A 17502-nucleotide genomic window follows, 5' to 3' on the forward strand; every position below is an offset into this window, starting at 1 on the left:
TGGATTATTTATGAATTATGCAGTGATAGGCGATCCAATTTCTCACTCTTTATCTCCAATAATGCATAATGCAAACTTTAAATCATTAGATATGCAAGATTCGTACGAAGCTTTGCATGTACGTAAAGAAGACTTCCATAATATACGTAATATTATAGAAGATAAGCGTATTGTTGGATTTAATGTGACAATTCCTCATAAAGAGAGTATTATTCAGTATCTTGATGAAATTGATGATCAATCAAAAGCAGTAGGAGCTGTTAATACTGTAAAAATTGTTGATAATAAATGGATTGGTTATAACACAGATGGAATTGGCTATGTTTCAGGTCTCAAACAAATATATCCTGATTTAGCTAATGCTTATATTCTTATTCTAGGTGCTGGTGGCGCAAGTAAAGGAATTGCTAATGAACTTAATAAGATTGTTCAACCTAAATTAACAATCGCAAACAGAACGATGAGTAGATTTGAATCATGGGATATGAATATTAATGCTATTTCATTAAACCAAGCTGAACAATATTTAGATGAATTTGATATTATCATCAACACAACATCAGCAGGACTAGATAATAACGATGACACTGTTATAAAATTAGACAATCTATCATCAAGAACACTAGTCAGTGATATTATTTATATTCCATATAAGACTAAGTTATTAAAGGAAGCTGAACTTAAAGGTAACGTGATTCATAATGGTTTAGATATGTTTATAAATCAGGGCGCTGAAAGTTTTAAAATATGGACGGGAAAAAAACCAAACTTAAAAGAAATGAAAAATACAGTATTAAGTAAATTACAAGGAGTTTAATATGTTAACAGGAAAACAAAAAAGATATTTAAGAAGTTTAGCTCACAATTTAGATCCTATTTTTCAAATTGGTAAATCAGGTATTAATGAAAATATGATTGCTCAAATCGATGATACACTTGAAAATAGAGAATTAATTAAAATACACGTGTTACAAAATAATTTTGATGATAAAAATGAATTAGCGGTAGCGTTAAGCAATGCAACTAAAAGTGAAATTGTACAGGTGATTGGTTCTATGATCGTAATATATAGAGAATCAGTTGATAATAAAGAAATTACATTACCATAAGTTATGAATAAGAAAACAATAGTTCTCTATGGTGGTCAATTCAATCCAATACACACTGCACACATGTTAGTTGCTAATGAAGTTTATCATCACCTTCAACCAGATAAATTTTATTTCCTACCAAGTTTTATGGCACCTTTAAAAACTCACGATGAATATTTAGATGCTAAATATCGTATCAAAATGATAAATTTAGCAATTAATGAATTAGGTTTTGGTGAAATTTGTGATATCGAACTTAACAGGAGAGGCCAAAGCTATACTTATGATACGATAAAAGATTTCGCAAAAAATGAAAAAAATGCTAAGATTTATTTCGTTATCGGAACTGATCAGTATAAGCAACTAGATAAATGGTATGAAATTGATAAATTAAAAAAACTAATCAAGTTTGTAGTTGTTAACAGAGATGTTAACTATCAAGAAATAGAAGATTCAATGATAGCAATTCAAATACCGAGAATGGATATTAGCTCTTCATTAATTCGAAATCGTGTAAAAAATAAACAACCAATAAATATCTTGGTTCCTCCTAGTATTCACGACTATATAAGAGAGGAAGGATTTTATGAAAATTGATAAAGCTATTGAACTTATTAAAGATAAACTACCTGAAAAACGATTCAAACATTCGTTAAGAGTAGCTGAAACTGCTGTAAAATTAGCAGAAATTTATGGTGGTGATAAAGATAAAGCTAATTTAGCTGGTGTATTACATGATTATTGCAAATACGATGATTTAAGTACTATGTATCAAATTGCTAGACAGCATGATTTAGATAGTGAATTATTAAGTTATGGTGGAGAAATCTTACACGGACCTGTCTGTGCCGCTATAATGCGCTCAGAATTTGGAGTCGAAGATGAAGAAGTCTTACTAGCAATTAAGAACCATACAACTGGACGTAAAGAAATGACTAAAACTGAAAAACTTGTATTCATTGCTGATTATATTGAACCAGGGAGAAAAACCCCAGGAGTTGAAGAAATAAGAGATATGGCATACAATCAAGGTAGCTTAGATAAAACGATTTATGAAATTTCTAAGCGAACGGTACTTTTCTTAATCAGTAAGGATATTACAGTTTATGGCAAAACGATTTCATGTTTAAACTATTATAATTATAGTGATCAAAGAATAAAGGATGATTAAATGAATTCAGAAGAATTATTAAATATTGCTGTCGATGCGACAGAAAACAAAAAAGCAGAAGATATTGTTTCTCTAAATATGAAAGGCATCAGTGATATGACTGATTATTTTGTGATTTGTCACGGCAATAATGAACGTCAAGTTCAATCAATTGCTAGAGCAGTTAAAGAAGTTGCACATGAACAAGCTATTGATGTCAAACGTATGGAAGGGTATCAAAGTGCCAGATGGGTTTTAATTGATTTGGCAGATGTAGTTATTCATGTCTTCCATAAAGACGAACGTAATTATTATAATATTGAGAAGCTTTATCAAGATGCACCAATAGAATCATATGGTCAGGTTGCTTATTAAATGACCCAATATGTTGAAATGAGTCAAGTATATGATCAACTTACACAAGACCAACCTTATGATAAATGGTTTGAGATAGTACAACATTATTCTCAAAATTTTAATCATAAGCCTAATATTCTTGATCTTGGTTGTGGGACAGGCAGTTTAACTGCTCAACTTAGTACTATTGGTTCGGTAACAGGAATGGATTTAAGTTCTGATATGCTAGCCATTGCTGCAAACAAATCTAATCAAGTATTATGGTTAGAGGGAGATATGACCGATTTTTCATTTAATAATAAATTTGATGTAATAACAATATTTTGTGATTCACTGAATTATTTACCTGTTATAGAAGATGTAAATAAAACATTTATAAATGTTTTCAATCATTTATCAGAAAATGGCGTTTTTATATTTGATGTTCACACTATTTATAAGATGAGTACGTTGTTTCATAATCAATGTTATATTGATGAAAATGAGTCAACCTTTTTAGCTTGGGAAGCCATTGAAGGTGATGAACCTTTTAGTGTTTATCACGACATGAGTTTCTTTATAGAAGACAATAACGGTACTTATCAACGATTTAATGAATCTCACTATCAAAGAACCTTTGAAAAAGAAACTTATATAAACATGTTAAATCAAATAGGTTTTAAAAACATCGAAACATTTATTGACTTTAACCGAAATAATCACGATGATCATGGTGAGCGCCTGTTCTTCGTAGCTTTTAAATAAATAAAGTAAACTCATCTCCTCAAACGTTTATACATATAAGGAGATGAGTTTTTTGTTTAAAGATAAAAAAGAGTTATTATATATTATTAAGCAATGGAAATTCCAATTGAGTATCACTGTATTAGTGATTATATCTATAGCTTTATTTCTAATTTTTTCGAAATCAGATGAAGACACAAATGATACTAAACCTATTGTTACATCTCATGTAAACTCTAATCAAAAAGGAAAAAATCATGATGTGTTGAAAAATAATGATAAAACTAATAATAAGATAGAATCTAATACAATTCAAAATGGAGACGAAATAGTTTTTGTAGATATTAAAGGTGCAGTAGAACACCCAAATGTTTATAAAATGAAAAGTTCAGATCGAATAAAAGATGTGTTAGATAAAGCTAAATTGCTTACTGACGCGGATTTGAGTCAGGTCAATTTGTCTGAAAAGTTAACAGATCAAAAAATGATATATATTCCCTCTGCTAATGAAAATAAAAATCGCATAACTCAAAATGACGATAATAATAAAAGTGGCCATAGTAAGTCTTTAAATTCATCATCTACTAATAAGGTCAATATAAATACTGCAAGCGAAGCAGAATTATTAAAAATCCCGGGTGTTGGTCCTACTAAAGTAAGAGAAATTATTGATTACAGACAAAAAAATAATACGTTTCATTCAATTGAAGATTTGAAAAATATTAAAGGTATTGGTGATAAAACTTTTGAAAGAATTAAGGAATATGTAACAACTTAATATTGATTATTGGCTTCTATTTAAGGATACTTTATAATATTTATAATAATTACGTATTGGAGTGAAGAAAATGGAAAGATTGAAATGGGATGAATACTTTATGGCGCAAAGTCATCTATTAGCTTTGCGCTCAACTTGTCAAAGATTGTCAGTAGGGGCAACAATCGTTAAAGATAATAGAATTATTGCTGGAGGTTATAATGGGTCAGTAGCTGGAGAAGTTCATTGTATTGATGAAGGATGTTTAATTGAAGATGGCCACTGTATTAGAACCATTCACGCCGAAATGAATGCTTTATTACAATGTGCTAAACAAGGTGTATCGACTGATGGAGCTACTATATACGTTACTCATTTCCCATGCCTTAATTGCACAAAATCTATAATTCAGGCTGGTATTAAACAAATATACTATGCTGAAGACTATCACAATCATAAATACGCACTAGAACTTTTAGATCAAGCGGGTATTGATTATAAAAAAATACCTTTTTCAGCACAAAATGTAGCTCGATATTTGACTAACTAAATTTATGATATTTTATGAATTATCTTTTCTATCAGGTATTTTATGGATACATATAAAATGGATTGCCATTCTTATTACTCTATTGTTAATCATTATCTCGCTACAAAAGAGATTAAAGTTACGACATATTTTCTTTTTGATTATTTGTTTATTTTCCGGCTTAACTTTTGAACACTTTCACAATGAATATAATTTAAATAAAGACGAATTTCTTAAGTCAAATTCTAATATATCTACCGAAGTTCAATTTGGTTCCAAGATAGAGAAACAAGAGAGACAATTAAAAGGTATATTTGAACTTAGTCATCAACCTTTCGTGTATTACCTTTATTCTAATAATCTAAAAGAAAAGGATCTAGAAAATAAATCTTGTGTTATTAAAGGCAAGATAATTAGTGTTTTAAATCATACTCCGTATGTCTCTATAAGTAATGTAGACTTAAATTCATGTCATATTACTAAAAGTAAAAATATAATTGAAAAACAAAGAGACTTTATTATTAAAAAATTAAACAATTCAAGTTTATCTCATCCTGAATATGTTATCGCTTTAGTAACTGGAGATGTAAATGGAATCAATACTGATTTCATTGATAAAGTAAAAGATATCGGTATCTACCATTTATTAGCCGTTAGCGGATCACATATTGCAACAATTTCATTTCTCATTTATCAACCACTTGTAAGATTAAACATTCCTAAAGTAATTATTAATGGTTTAATCATCTTATTTTTATCAATATTTGCATATTATACTGGTTTTGCACCAAGTGCACTAAGAGCAATTTTAGCAACAACTACTGTCATACTTATTTCAAATAAAACAAAAATAGCTTCTATAGATATACTAGGTCTCATATTTTTAGTTATGACCTTTTTCAAGCCTGATTATCTATATGACATTGGTTTCCAATTTTCATTTATAATCTCATTTTTTATTATTATTTCATTTCCTCTTCTTAAAAAATTAACTTTCATTAAAAATATTTTTGTACTTACATTTATCGCACAACTCTCTTCAACTATAATTTCAATCTATCATTTTAACCAAATTCAATGGATAGGATTACTATCCAATCTCATTTTTGTTCCATTTTATAGTTTTATCATTTTTCCATTAGCCATATTTTTATTCTTTGCTTATCATTTTGTAAGTGATACGGCATTGCCTAATTTAGTTTTTGACAAAATATACATAGTTCATAACAAACTTTTAGATTTATTCTTAACTTTTAAATATTATCAAATTTTTATAGCACCTAAATCGGCAGTAGAATTTTCTATTTTTGTATTATTAATAGTACTCATTTATATCTTTTTCTGTTATAAAAAAATGAAAATTCTGTTTTTATTCATTATCGTGTTTATAGTTTTATGTGTTTTTAACGTTCGACCAAATGTTAGCACGATAACCTTCTTTGATGTTGGTCAAGGGGATAGTCTAATCTTTCAAACAAGGAAACAAGAAACTGTCATGGTTGATACCGGTGGTAAAGAGGTTAAAATAGGTAATATTGATAATCATAATATTGCTAAATATCATATTATACCAACATTAAAGCAAAAAAGAATTACAAAAATTGATCATCTAATTATTACTCATCCGCATGCAGATCACATTGGTGAATTACCATATATCGCCCAACACATCAGAATCAAAAAGTTATATATAAACTTATATAGCTATTCTGAAATAGAATTAATAAAAATAAAACGTTTATGTAAGATCAATAATATTGAATTAATAGATGCTACAACGATACAATTTATTCAACTAAATAATTCTAAAATTTCATTTTTACATGGAGATATTCCCAACAGTAATGATAAAAATGAACATAGCATCATTTTACTTATTGAATATCAAAGATATAAGATGCTTTTACCAGGTGATGTAACAAAAAATAATGAATCAAAATTAATGAAAATATATCAATTACCAAAAATTGATATACTGAAAGTTGCTCATCATGGAAGTAAGACTAGCAGTTCTGAATCATTTATTAACTTAATAAAGCCAACAATAAGTATCATTTCAAGTGGTAAAAACAATAAATATCACTTACCTAATCGAGAAACGTTACAAACGCTAAGATCTATAAATAGTTCAATTTTAAACACACAAGATGTTGGAGAAATAACGATAGACTTAGACCATGATTTAGATATAAAATTCAAAAATTAGCTATTTATCTAGTGAGGCTTTATACAGACGTGGTATAATTATAAATGTTTGATATTTGAAAGGGAGTTCACAATTATGGCAAATAACATTATGGCAATATATGGTGAAGTGCCTGAATTAGTTGAAAAGAAAAGCAATGAACTGACACATTCATTCTTAAATGAAGATAAAGATGATTTTAACTATATTAAATATAATCTTTATGAAACTGATATGTCTACAGTTATTGAAGAAGCTTTAACTATGCCTTTTATATCTGAGAAAAAAGTCATTGTTGTTAAAAATTCATTCATGTTTACTGGTGAAAAAGTTAACAAAGATATTACACCAAATAATGAACAAGTTATTGAATTCTTAGAAAAATACGATGGTGAAAACTTAGTCATTTTTGAAATATATAGCAATAAATTAGATGAGAGAAAGAAATTAACTAAAACATTAAAGAAAACTAGTAAACTTTCAAAAGTAGAACAAATGTCAGAACAAGAAATTAAATCATGGATACAAAATCAGTTACACGAGAATTACAAAGATATAAAACAAGATGCATTAAATTTGTTTATAGAATTAACTGGTGTTAACTTTAATATCGTTTCTCAAGAATTAGACAAAATTTCATTATTCCTAGGTGATAGAACCACTATTACTAAAAATGATGTTAGTTTAATAATAAATAGAAGTTTAGAGCAAAATGTTTTTCTTTTAACAGAGTTCATTCAGAAGAACCAGAAAGATAAGGCTATACAATTAGTAAGAGATTTAATAATTATGAAAGAAGAACCTATAAAATTACTGGCGCTTATTACAAGTAATTATAGATTATATTATCAATGTAAAATTCTTGCTCAAAAGGGCTATAGTGGCCAGCAAATTGCTAAGACCATAAATGTTCACCCTTATAGAGTTAAACTAGCATTAAATCAAGTACGTCATTACGAGTTAGGTCAACTACTAAATATTATTAATAACTGTGCCGAAACAGATTATAAACTAAAATCTTCATATATGGACAAACATTTAATTCTTGAATTATTTATTTTATCACTTTAAATATTAATCAAATTCAAATATTTAAATCAAATCAGTGATAAACATATAATTAATATTATATGGGAATTTGTCTAACAATTAAAAAAGCACGGAACAATGTTCCGTGCTTTTTAACAAATTATTTACTTGAAGACATTAATTGTGATTTAATGCGATCAGCTTTATTTGAATGAATTAAGTTACTTTGTGAAGCTTTATCAACTGATTTGATAGCGAAGTTAACTAATTCAGCTTTGTTATCAGCATTATTGTTGATTGCTGTTTTAGCATTTTTCACAGCAGTACGCATAGCGTTTTTTTGTGAAATATTACGAGCTTCAGCGTTTTCAGTTGTTCTAACACGTTTAATAGCAGATTTAATATTTGGCATTACTGTCACCTCCTAAAAGTGATCTTAAGCATATCAAATTTTATTTTGATTACAACAAGAAATATTTTATCAAAACATACATATTTGTGCAATCATTAATTAAGTATAGAGTAATTAAAATCTGAATTAAATCATAATTACTGTTGGAATGCACTCTTTAACACTTTATAATTAGTATGTAATCAAAATGAAAATGTAATGTAAGTAATGAATTATTAAGCTTATGCTTAAATTTTTAATAGCACAATTACGTTTGCAATTAAGCATTAAAAACGTTATTATATCAAAGATGTATACATATACGGGCTAATTTTATGAAAGCGAGAATGATAGGCTATGGATATGCAAGAACGCTATAACAGAAGAGAAAATATACGAAATTTTTCTATTATTGCTCATATTGATCATGGTAAATCAACATTAGCAGATAGAATTTTAGAAAATACTAAATCTGTAGAAACAAGGGAAATGCAAGATCAATTATTAGATTCAATGGATCTTGAAAGAGAACGAGGCATTACAATTAAATTAAATGCTGTGCGATTAAAATATGAAGCAAATGATGGTCAAACTTATACATTTCATTTAATTGATACACCAGGGCATGTAGACTTTTCATACGAGGTTTCACGATCTTTAGCAGCATGTGAGGGTGCAATATTAGTAGTGGATGCAGCACAAGGTATTGAAGCACAAACTTTAGCAAACGTATATTTAGCACTTGATAATGATCTAGAATTATTACCTGTAGTAAACAAAATTGATTTACCTGCAGCTGAACCTGAAAGAGTAAAACAAGAATTAGAAGATGTAATTGGTCTAGATCAAGACGATGTAGTAATGGCAAGTGCAAAGTCAAATATTGGTATTGAAGATATTTTAGAGAAAATTGTAGAAGTTGTCCCACCACCTGAAGGTGATCCTAGTGAACCATTGAAAGCATTAATTTTTGATTCAGAATACGACCCTTATAGAGGTGTTATTTCATCAATACGTGTGATGGAAGGCGTCGTTAAAGCTGGTGACAAAATTAAAATGATGGCTACAGGTAAAGAATTTGAAGTTAGTGAAGTAGGCATTAATACTCCTAAACAACTACCTATCGAAGAACTAACTGTAGGTGATGTAGGGTATATTATTGCAAGCATCAAAAATGTTGATGACTCACGTGTGGGTGATACTATTACTCATGCTAATAGACCAGCTGAAGCACCATTAAAAGGTTATAAAAAAATGAACCCAATGGTATATTGTGGTTTGTTCCCAATTGAAAATAAAGACTATAATGATTTAAGAGAAGCGCTTGAAAAATTACAATTAAATGACGCTTCATTAGAATTTGAACCAGAATCTTCTCAGGCTCTTGGTTTTGGTTTTAGAACAGGTTTCTTAGGAATGCTTCACATGGAAATCATTCAAGAAAGAATCGAAAGAGAATTTGGTATTGAATTGATTGCTACCGCGCCATCTGTAATTTATCAATGTATTATGAAAGATGGATCAGAGGTTACAGTAGATAATCCGGCTCAAATGCCAGAAAGAGATAAGATTGACTCAATTTATGAACCATATGTGAAAGCTACAATGATGGTTCCAAACGATTACGTTGGAGCAGTTATGGAGTTATGCCAACGTAAACGTGGACAATTTATTAATATGGATTATTTAGATGATATTAGAGTTAATATCGTATACGAGATACCACTTTCTGAAGTTGTTTTTGATTTCTTTGATCAACTTAAATCCAACACTAAAGGTTACGCTTCTTTTGATTATGAATTTATTGAAAATAAAGAAAGTAACTTAGTGAAAATGGACATCCTACTTAATGGAGATAAAGTTGATGCTTTAAGCTTTATTGTTCATAAAGACTTTGCATACGAACGTGGTAAAGTATTAGTTGAAAAATTAAAAACGCTTATACCACGTCAACAATTTGAAGTACCTGTACAAGCAGCTATTGGTCAAAAAATTGTTGCAAGAACAAACATAAAATCAATGGGTAAAAATGTATTATCTAAATGTTATGGTGGGGATATTAGCCGTAAACGTAAGTTACTTGAAAAGCAAAAAGCAGGAAAGGCTAAAATGAAAGCCGTAGGTAGTGTTGAAATTCCTCAAGACGCTTTCCTAGCTGTACTAAAAATGGATGATGAATAGAACATAAAAGAGATCGAGACGAATATATATTGGTAGATATCATAACAATAATGAATATTATTGATAAAGAAGCTACTAACTTATATTACTAAGTCTCAATCTCTTTTTTAAGTTATAAAAAGGGGGGGTGTAACATTGGAAGTTAAAAGTGCGTACATACACATACCTTTTTGTGTGAGAATTTGTACTTATTGTGATTTCAATAAATATTATATTGATAAACAGCCAGTAGATGAATACATTGATGCCTTAATAAAAGAAATGTCATTTAGTAAAACAAAAAAACTGGAGACCATGTACGTTGGAGGAGGCACGCCAACTGCACTAAGTGAAATGCAATTAGAACGTTTATTACAAGCGATAAATTCAAAATTCTCGATAAATGGCGAATTTAGTTTTGAAGCAAATCCAGATGAACTTACTTTAAATAAAGTTAAGTTACTTAAACAGTATGGTGTTAATCGAATTTCAATGGGTGTGCAAACGTTTAAACCTGAGTTATTAAAAATATTAGGACGAACACATAATACTCAAGATATCTATAATGCAGTAAATAATGCTAGGAAAGCTGGTATTAATTCGATAAGTCTTGACTTAATGTACCATTTACCTGAACAAACGATAGATGATTTTGCAGATAGTTTAAACCAAGCAGTTAATATGGATATTGACCATATTTCAAGTTACGGTTTAATACTTGAACCAAAGACACAGTTTTATAATATGTATCGTAAAGGGAAATTGAAATTACCGAATGAAGACTTAGGCGCTGAAATGTACCAATACCTAATGAAAACATTAAATCAAACCGACTTTAAACAATATGAAATTTCCAACTTTGCTAAAACTAATCATGAATCCGATCATAATAAAGTGTATTGGTTTAACGAGGAATATTACGGATTTGGAGCAGGTGCAAGTGGATATGTTGAAGGTGAACGCTATACAAATTTAAATCCAGTTCGCCACTATATTGATGCTATTAATAATGGAAAACGACCTGTTTTAACCTCTAGTTGTCCAACCTTTAACGAAAAGATGGAAGAAGAAATGTTTTTAGGCTTGAGAATGAATCAAGGAGTCAATCGTGAACGTTTCGAGGTGAAATTTGGTCAATCATTAGATGACATATTTGGTGAAACAATATTTCATTTAAAATCAAAACAACTTTTGGTTGAAACGAACGGAAACATCTCACTTACTGAAAGAGGAAAGGTTATAGGTAACGAAGTATTTGAAGCTTTCTTATTAAATTAATAAAAAATCCAAAAAGTAAAGCTTTAACGTTGACTTACTTTGACCAATTTGATAAATTATAATTAGCACTTAGAACAAAAGAGTGCTAATGAGGTGAAAACATGATTACACAAAGACAATTAAGCATTTTAAATGCAATTGTTGAAGATTATGTTGATTTAGGACAACCTATAGGTTCTAAAGCTTTGATTGATAGACATCATTTAGATGTCAGTCCTGCAACAATAAGGAATGAGATGAAGCTACTTGAAGATTTGAACTTTTTAGAGAAGACGCATTCTTCTTCAGGGCGTTCACCTTCCGAAGAAGGGTTTAGACTTTATGTCGATCAATTGTTAAAACAAACCTCTCGTCAAAATAAAAATAAAATACAACGTTTAAATCAACTATTGATTGAGAATCACTATGATATTTCTTCAGCATTAAGCTACTTTGCAAATGAGTTGTCAATGAAATCTCATTATGCAACTTTAGTTGTACGTCCAAAGCATAGTGAAGAAATGATTAATAATGTTCATTTGATTAAAGCAAATGATTCGATCATGATTTTAGTAATTATTTATAATTCTGGTCATGTTGAGCATTTTCACTTGAATTATTCACTTGAGTTATCATCCGATAGATTAATCGCTATTTCTAATTTTATTAGTAACAATAATTTAGAAATGAGCGCCAAACTATCAAATAAAATTAATTCTTTTGCTAGCTCGAATGAAGAGAATCGATTTATTAATGACATTGTTAAGATGATAAATTCTCATATTAACAAACAAAGTAATAGCATTTTCCTAGGTGGAAAGGTTAAACTAATTGATGCGTTAAATGAATCAAATGTTTCATCAATTCAACCAATTTTACAATATCTAGAATCTGAGAGAATCACTGAATTGCTCCAGACAATTACATCAAATGATATTAACGTTAAGATAGGAAAAGAAATTGATGAAAGTCTTAGTGATATATCCATTGTAACGAGTCAATATCACTTCGACAATTCATTAAAAGGTCAAATTGCGGTTATTGGACCTACAGCGATGCGTTATCAGAATGTGATTCAATTACTTAACCAAATATGGTAATTTTAATTGTAATTATATTGGAGGGTAAAAAATGACAGAAAAAGATGAATCAGTAAAAAGTAATTCTGAATATACTGAAGAACAAGAAGTTAAGAATGAAGAAACTTCAACAGTTGATAGTGTTGAAGGTAGTACTTCTGATAGTGATAATTCATCTAACGACAGTTCGAATGAAGAAAGTTCTGAAGAAACTGTAGTTGATCCTAAAGATGAAGAAATTCAGCAATTACAATTAAAAGCTAATGAAAATGAAGAGAAATATTTAAGATTATACGCTGAATTCGAAAATTATAAAAGACGAATTCAGAAAGAAAATGAAACTAATAAAACTTATCAATCTCAACGTGTTCTAACTGACATTTTACCAACGATTGATAATATTGAACGCGCACTTCAAATTGAAGGTGATGATGAATCGTTTAAATCACTTCAAAAAGGTGTTCAAATGGTACACGAAAGTTTACTTAGAGCATTAAAAGATAATGGTCTTGAAGAAATCGAATCTGAAGGTCAAGCTTTTGACCCTAACTTCCACCAGGCTGTCGTTCAAGATGATAATCCAGATTTCAAATCTGGTGATATTACTCAAGAACTACAAAAAGGTTATAAGTTAAAAGATAGAGTATTGAGACCATCTATGGTAAAAGTAAATCAATAAATTGACGAAAAATACCATATATTAAATATTAAAATTGGAGGAATTTTATTATGAGTAAAGTAATCGGTATTGACTTAGGAACAACAAATTCATGTGTAGCTGTTTTAGAAGGCGATGAACCTAAAGTAATTCAAAACCCAGAAGGTGCTAGAACAACTCCATCAGTTGTGGCATTCAAAAATGGTGAAACACAAGTCGGTGAAGTAGCAAAACGACAAGCTATCACTAACCCAAACACTGTACAATCAATAAAACGTCATATGGGTACTGACTATAAAGTAGATATTGAAGGTAAATCTTATACACCTCAAGAAATTTCAGCTATGGTATTACAAAACCTTAAAAGCACTGCTGAAAGTTATTTAGGTGACAAAGTAGATAAAGCTGTTATCACAGTTCCTGCATATTTCAATGATGCTGAACGTCAAGCCACAAAAGATGCTGGTAAAATTGCTGGTTTAGAAGTTGAACGTATTATCAACGAACCTACTGCAGCTGCATTAGCATACGGTTTAGATAAAACTGATCAAGATCAAAAAGTATTAGTATTCGACTTAGGTGGCGGTACTTTTGACGTATCAATTCTTGAATTAGGTGACGGTGTATTCGAAGTACTATCAACTGCAGGTGACAACAAACTTGGTGGTGATGACTTTGACCAAGTAATTATTGACTACTTAGTATCAGAATTCAAAAAAGAAAATGGCGTAGATTTATCTCAAGATAAAATGGCATTACAACGTTTAAAAGACGCTGCAGAAAAAGCTAAAAAAGACTTATCTGGCGTTTCACAAACTCAAATTTCATTACCATTTATTTCAGCTGGTGAAAGTGGTCCATTACACTTAGAAATTAGCCTTACTCGTTCTAAATTTGAAGAATTAGCTGATTCATTAATTAGAAGAACTATGGAACCAACTCGTCAAGCATTAAAAGACGCTGGTTTATCAACTTCTGAAATTGACGAAGTTATTCTTGTAGGTGGTTCAACACGTATCCCAGCAGTTCAAGAAGCTGTTAAAAAAGAAATTGGTAAAGATCCTCATAAAGGTGTAAACCCAGACGAAGTAGTAGCAATGGGTGCTGCAATTCAAGGTGGCGTTATCACTGGTGATGTTAAAGATGTTGTATTATTAGACGTAACACCATTATCATTAGGTATTGAAATTATGGGTGGACGTATGAATACGTTGATCGAACGTAATACTACAATCCCAACTTCAAAATCTCAAGTTTATTCAACTGCAGCTGACAACCAACCAGCAGTGGATATTCATGTATTGCAAGGTGAACGTCCAATGGCATCTGATAACAAAACTTTAGGAAGATTCCAATTAACTGACATTCCACCGGCTCCACGAGGTGTACCACAAATCGAAGTAACATTTGATATTGATAAAAATGGTATCGTTAATGTAACTGCTAAAGACTTAGGTACTAATAAAGAACAAAATATTACTATTCAATCAAGCTCTGCTCTTTCTGATGAAGAAATCGACCGAATGGTTAAAGATGCTGAAGAAAACGCAGAAGCAGATAAAAAACGTCGTGAAGAAGTAGATTTAAGAAATGAAGCAGATAGCTTAGTATTCCAAGTAGAAAAAACAATTACTGACCTTGGCGACAATATAAGTGATGACGATAAATCTAATGCGGAAAGTAAAAAAGATGCTTTAAAATCTGCTCTTGAAGGGCAAGATATCGAAGATATTAAAGCTAAAAAAGAAGAACTTGAAAAAGTAATTCAAGATTTATCTGCAAAAGTATATCAACAAGCTCAACAAGCTCAGCAACAAGCCCAAGAAGGTACTCAACAAACTCAAAACGATAGCAATGTTGAAGATGCTGAATTTAAAGAAGTTAATGATGATGAAGGTAAAAAATAATTGCTAACCGTTTGTAAAGTATGCTTTAATTAGCAAACTATTATGAATGTAAGCCAAAAAGTCAAAGTCAATTGAACATTGGCTTTGACTTTTTATTTTATAACTTCGTTCTTTTAAACCTAGTAAATAATTAAGTTAAGGAGAGATGATTGTGGCTAAAAGAGACTATTATGACGTCCTAGGTGTAAGTAAAGATGCATCTAAAGATGAAATCAAAAAAGCATATCGTAAATTATCAAAAAAATATCACCCTGATATCAATAAAGAAGAGGGTGCAGATGAGAAATTTAAAGAGATTTCAGAAGCTTACGAAGTCCTAAGCGATGATAATAAAAGAGCAAATTATGACCAATTTGGTCACGACGGACCTCAAGGTGGTTTTGGTGGTCAAGGATTTAGTGGCCAAGACTTTAGTGGATTTGGCGGAGGTGGATTTGAAGACATCTTCAGTTCATTCTTTGGTGGCTCACGTCAAAGAGATCCTAATGCACCTAGAAAAGGTGATGATCTACAATATACAATGACACTAGAATTTGAAGAAGCTGTATTTGGAACTAAAAAAGAAATCTCAATTCGTAAAGATGTGACATGTCACACTTGTAATGGCGATGGTGCTAAACCAGGTACAAGTAAAAAAACATGTAGTTATTGTAATGGGGCAGGTCATGTGTCAGTTGAGCAAAATACAATTTTAGGTCGTGTAAGAACTCAACAAACATGTCCGAAATGTGATGGAACTGGTCAAGAATTTGAAGAACCATGCCCAACATGTCATGGTAAAGGTACAGAAAATAAAACAGTTAAATTAGAAGTAACTGTACCTGAAGGTGTAGATAATGACCAACAAATTAGACTTGCTGGCGAAGGAACACCAGGAGAAAATGGCGGACCACACGGCGACTTGTATGTCGTATTTAGGGTCAAACCTTCTGATAAATTTGAACGTGATGGAGACGATCTTTATTACAATTTAGATGTTAGTTTCCCTCAAGCTTCTCTTGGGGATGAAATAAAAGTTCCAACACTTAATGGTAATGTTATGTTGACAATTCCTTCTGGCACTCAAACTGGTAAACAGTTCCGATTAAAAGATAAAGGTGTCAAAAATGTTCATGGATATGGTCATGGTGATTTATTTGTTAATATTAAAGTAGTTACACCTACAAAACTAACAGATAGACAAAAAGAAATAATGAGAGAGTTTGCTGAATTAAATGGTGAATCGATTGAAGAACAACCATCTAATTTTAAAGATAGAGCACGCAAATTCTTTAAAGGAGAATAAGCGAATGAACTGGACAGAACTTTCGATTGTTGTAAACCATGAAGTTGAACCTTTAGTTACTGATATATTAGAAAATTATGGATCAAATGGTGTTGTAATTGAAGATTCTAATGATTTAATTAATCAACCTGCCGATAAATTCGGTGAAATTTATGAACTGAAACAAGAAGATTATCCTGAAAAAGGTGTCCGGTTAAAAGCTTATTTCAACGAATTAAAGTTTGATGATTCTTTAAGAAATAATATTAAGACAGCTGTCACTAACCTTGAAAATATTGATTCAACTGTTTTAGATTTTTCTGAGCAAACTATAGCTGAAGTAGATTGGGAGAACGAGTGGAAAAATTATTTTCATCCCTTTAGAGCCTCAGAAAAATTCACAATTGTGCCAAGTTGGGAACAATACACTAAAGAAGATGATTCTGAAAAGTGTATTGAATTAGACCCAGGAATGGCATTTGGAACTGGAGATCATCCAACAACAAGCATGTGTCTAAATGCAATTGAGACCTACGTTGATCCTGACAATTCCGTTATTGATGTTGGAACAGGTTCTGGTATATTAAGTATTGCCAGTCATTTACTTGGAGTTAAAAGAATTAAAGCTTTGGATATTGATGAATTGGCTGTTAACGTTGCTAAAGAAAACTTTGCTAAAAATCATTGTGAAGATGCAATTGAAGCTGTATCAGGAAACTTATTAAAGAATGAAACTGAAAAATTTGATATTGTTATTGCAAATATTTTAGCTCATATTATTGAAGATATGATTGAAGATGCTTATAATACTCTAAATAAAGATGGTTATTTTATAACATCAGGTATTATAGAGGAAAAACATAAACAAATATTAAATCAAATGGAAAATGTTGGATTTGATATTAAATCAGTAAATCATGACAATGGTTGGGTATGTATTGTAGGTCAGAAAGTGAGTGAATAAT

At 30.3% G+C, this 17502-nt stretch carries 18 protein-coding genes; 17 read left to right on the top strand and 1 reads right to left on the bottom strand.

The annotated features are described in order from the left end of the window. The first annotated feature begins 10 nt into the window (after window positions 1-10). The 10 genes from aroE (at window position 11) to holA (ending at window position 7863) form a co-directional block, all read left to right on the top strand. Window positions 11-817 carry a shikimate dehydrogenase gene (aroE, locus tag HMPREF2715_RS05445; protein WP_070581573.1) on the top strand — a complete coding sequence of 269 codons (807 nt, stop codon included), beginning with the start codon at window positions 11-13 and terminating at the stop codon, window positions 815-817. A gap of 1 nt (window position 818) precedes the next feature. Further along, complete coding sequence (gene yhbY, locus HMPREF2715_RS05450; protein ID WP_037536659.1) at window positions 819-1109, top strand: ribosome assembly RNA-binding protein YhbY; 291 nt, start codon at window positions 819-821, stop codon at window positions 1107-1109. A gap of 3 nt (window positions 1110-1112) precedes the next feature. Beyond that, window positions 1113-1688 carry a nicotinate (nicotinamide) nucleotide adenylyltransferase gene (gene nadD / locus HMPREF2715_RS05455; RefSeq protein WP_070581574.1) on the top strand — a complete coding sequence of 192 codons (576 nt, stop codon included), beginning with the start codon at window positions 1113-1115 and terminating at the stop codon, window positions 1686-1688. Then, on the top strand, window positions 1678-2262 hold the full coding sequence (yqeK, locus tag HMPREF2715_RS05460; protein WP_070581575.1) for a bis(5'-nucleosyl)-tetraphosphatase (symmetrical) YqeK: 585 nt from the start codon (window positions 1678-1680) through the stop codon (window positions 2260-2262). The genes nadD and yqeK overlap by 11 nt, the downstream gene beginning before the upstream one ends. Beyond that, window positions 2263-2616 carry a ribosome silencing factor gene (rsfS, locus tag HMPREF2715_RS05465; RefSeq protein ID WP_070581576.1) on the top strand — a complete coding sequence of 118 codons (354 nt, stop codon included), beginning with the start codon at window positions 2263-2265 and terminating at the stop codon, window positions 2614-2616. Continuing rightward, entirely contained in the window at window positions 2617-3342 is a 726-nt protein-coding gene (locus HMPREF2715_RS05470; protein WP_070581577.1) for a class I SAM-dependent DNA methyltransferase, read from the top strand. 43 nt (window positions 3343-3385) lie between these two features. Next, complete coding sequence (locus tag HMPREF2715_RS05475) at window positions 3386-4099, top strand: helix-hairpin-helix domain-containing protein (RefSeq protein WP_240565898.1); 714 nt, start codon at window positions 3386-3388, stop codon at window positions 4097-4099. A 70-nt stretch (window positions 4100-4169) separates the two neighbouring features. Further along, entirely contained in the window at window positions 4170-4628 is a 459-nt protein-coding gene (locus HMPREF2715_RS05480; protein ID WP_011275624.1) for a ComE operon protein 2, read from the top strand. A gap of 4 nt (window positions 4629-4632) precedes the next feature. Continuing rightward, window positions 4633-6813 (top strand): DNA internalization-related competence protein ComEC/Rec2, encoded by a 2181-nt coding sequence (locus tag HMPREF2715_RS05485; protein ID WP_070581580.1) that lies wholly within the window; start codon window positions 4633-4635, stop codon window positions 6811-6813. 75 nt (window positions 6814-6888) lie between these two features. Continuing rightward, window positions 6889-7863, top strand: a complete 975-nt coding sequence (gene holA / locus HMPREF2715_RS05490; protein ID WP_070581581.1) for a DNA polymerase III subunit delta — start codon at window positions 6889-6891, stop codon at window positions 7861-7863. 118 nt (window positions 7864-7981) lie between these two features. Here the strand turns inward: holA and rpsT are convergent, their stop codons facing one another. Further along, window positions 7982-8233 (bottom strand): 30S ribosomal protein S20, encoded by a 252-nt coding sequence (gene rpsT, locus HMPREF2715_RS05495; RefSeq protein ID WP_011275628.1) that lies wholly within the window; start codon window positions 8231-8233, stop codon window positions 7982-7984. A 336-nt stretch (window positions 8234-8569) separates the two neighbouring features. Here rpsT and lepA point away from each other — a divergent pair, with 336 nt between their 5' ends. The 7 genes from lepA to prmA all read left to right on the top strand — a co-directional run bounded on the left by lepA (window position 8570) and on the right by prmA (window position 17501). Beyond that, window positions 8570-10393, top strand: a complete 1824-nt coding sequence (gene lepA / locus HMPREF2715_RS05500; RefSeq protein WP_070839591.1) for a translation elongation factor 4 — start codon at window positions 8570-8572, stop codon at window positions 10391-10393. Between the two features lie 135 nt (window positions 10394-10528). Next, window positions 10529-11650, top strand: a complete 1122-nt coding sequence (gene hemW, locus HMPREF2715_RS05505; protein WP_070581583.1) for a radical SAM family heme chaperone HemW — start codon at window positions 10529-10531, stop codon at window positions 11648-11650. Between the two features lie 101 nt (window positions 11651-11751). Further along, window positions 11752-12729: a heat-inducible transcriptional repressor HrcA gene (hrcA, locus tag HMPREF2715_RS05510; RefSeq protein WP_070581584.1), complete on the top strand. Its 978-nt coding sequence runs from the start codon at window positions 11752-11754 to the stop codon at window positions 12727-12729. 31 nt (window positions 12730-12760) lie between these two features. Continuing rightward, the gene (gene grpE, locus HMPREF2715_RS05515; RefSeq protein ID WP_070581585.1) at window positions 12761-13387 is read left to right on the top strand and encodes a nucleotide exchange factor GrpE; all 627 of its coding nucleotides are present in this window, start codon (window positions 12761-12763) and stop codon (window positions 13385-13387) included. Between the two features lie 50 nt (window positions 13388-13437). Beyond that, window positions 13438-15273, top strand: a complete 1836-nt coding sequence (gene dnaK / locus HMPREF2715_RS05520; protein WP_070441060.1) for a molecular chaperone DnaK — start codon at window positions 13438-13440, stop codon at window positions 15271-15273. Between the two features lie 151 nt (window positions 15274-15424). Next, window positions 15425-16558 carry a molecular chaperone DnaJ gene (gene dnaJ, locus HMPREF2715_RS05525; RefSeq protein ID WP_070581587.1) on the top strand — a complete coding sequence of 378 codons (1134 nt, stop codon included), beginning with the start codon at window positions 15425-15427 and terminating at the stop codon, window positions 16556-16558. Window positions 16559-16562: 4 nt separating this feature from the next. Next, window positions 16563-17501, top strand: coding sequence for a 50S ribosomal protein L11 methyltransferase (prmA, locus tag HMPREF2715_RS05530; protein WP_070839593.1), 939 nt, complete (start codon window positions 16563-16565; stop codon window positions 17499-17501). Window position 17502: the final 1 nt, after the last annotated feature.

Source organism: Staphylococcus sp. HMSC062A01 (genome assembly GCF_001836805.1).
In the GTDB taxonomy this organism is placed as follows: Bacteria; Bacillota; Bacilli; order Staphylococcales; family Staphylococcaceae; genus Staphylococcus; species Staphylococcus haemolyticus.